Below are 904 nucleotides of genomic sequence, written 5' to 3' on the forward strand. Positions count from 1 at the left end.
CAAGCGTATGGGCCACCCCCGCGNTGCGCGGGGCGCTCGCGCGCTTCCGCCACCACCGTCTCCGGCGGAACGGAACCGGCCGATGGGCGCCACCTTAGCGGGCCGCCGGTGAGGGCGCCACCAGTTCGCGGGAGCCACCGGCCCCTGCAGGGGCCGGTGGCAGACTGGCGCCCATGCTGCTGACCACGATCCACCTCGACCCGGACGCCGCCCCGGACCCGACCGAGTCCGCGACCATGGGGCGCCTCGTCGGGCACGTGGCCGACGCCGCAGGCGCAGAGGAGGGTCGCGTGCTGTGGGCGCGCCGGGGGCGGGACAGGCTGATCATCTCCTCCGACGTGCCCCCCGACTGGCACGAGCTGCCCGGAGCCCTGCGAGCCGAGTCGGTGAAGACCCCGAGGTACGAGCAGTGGGACCGGATCAGGTTCTCGCTCGACACCAAGCCGGTGCGGGCGGTGCCCAAGCCGGGGGCGCAGGGCAAGGGGAAGAGCCGTCGCGTGGCGGTGCCCGAGGACCGGTGGGACCAGTGGCTGACCGGCCGCCTGGAGGACGTCCTGGTGGTGACCGCGCTCAGGCACGCGAGGATCGGCATGGGGGGAGCCGCCTACGGACGGTTCCGCGGCGAGGCAGTGGTGCGCGACGCCGATGCCCTGTACGAGCTGTGCATCCGGGGAGTCGGCCGCGGCAAGCACGAGGGGCGGGGGCTGCTGCTCACGGAGCGGGCCTGAAGAGACCCCGGACCGAAGTCCGGGGTCACCGCCTACCCACGAGGCCGGTCAGGCGCCTCCCACCGGTTCCACGGCACCCCCAGTTCGGCTGCCCGCCTGCGCACGTCCCGCTCGTCGGCCTCGGCGCCGGCCACGTCCATGCCCAGGACGCCGGCGGCCCGGGGCAGGGGGGCGAT

General features: G+C 75.2%; 1 protein-coding gene. It reads left to right on the plus strand.

The window, feature by feature from the left end; genetic code table 11:
- Positions 1 to 173: 173 nt before the first annotated feature.
- A complete protein-coding gene (locus D450_RS32015; protein ID WP_017541563.1) occupies positions 174 to 728 on the plus strand; it encodes a type I-E CRISPR-associated protein Cas6/Cse3/CasE in 555 nt (184 codons plus the stop codon).
- Positions 729 to 904 lie beyond the last annotated feature (176 nt).

The sequence above is a fragment of the Nocardiopsis halophila DSM 44494 genome, assembly GCF_000341245.1.
Taxonomy (GTDB): Bacteria; Actinomycetota; Actinomycetes; order Streptosporangiales; family Streptosporangiaceae; genus Nocardiopsis_A; species Nocardiopsis_A halophila.

Coding starts and splice junctions, on each gene's coding strand:
- D450_RS32015 (WP_017541563.1), top strand. CDS start 174: ATGCTGCTGACCACGATCCACCTCGACCCGGACGCCGCCCCGGACCCG.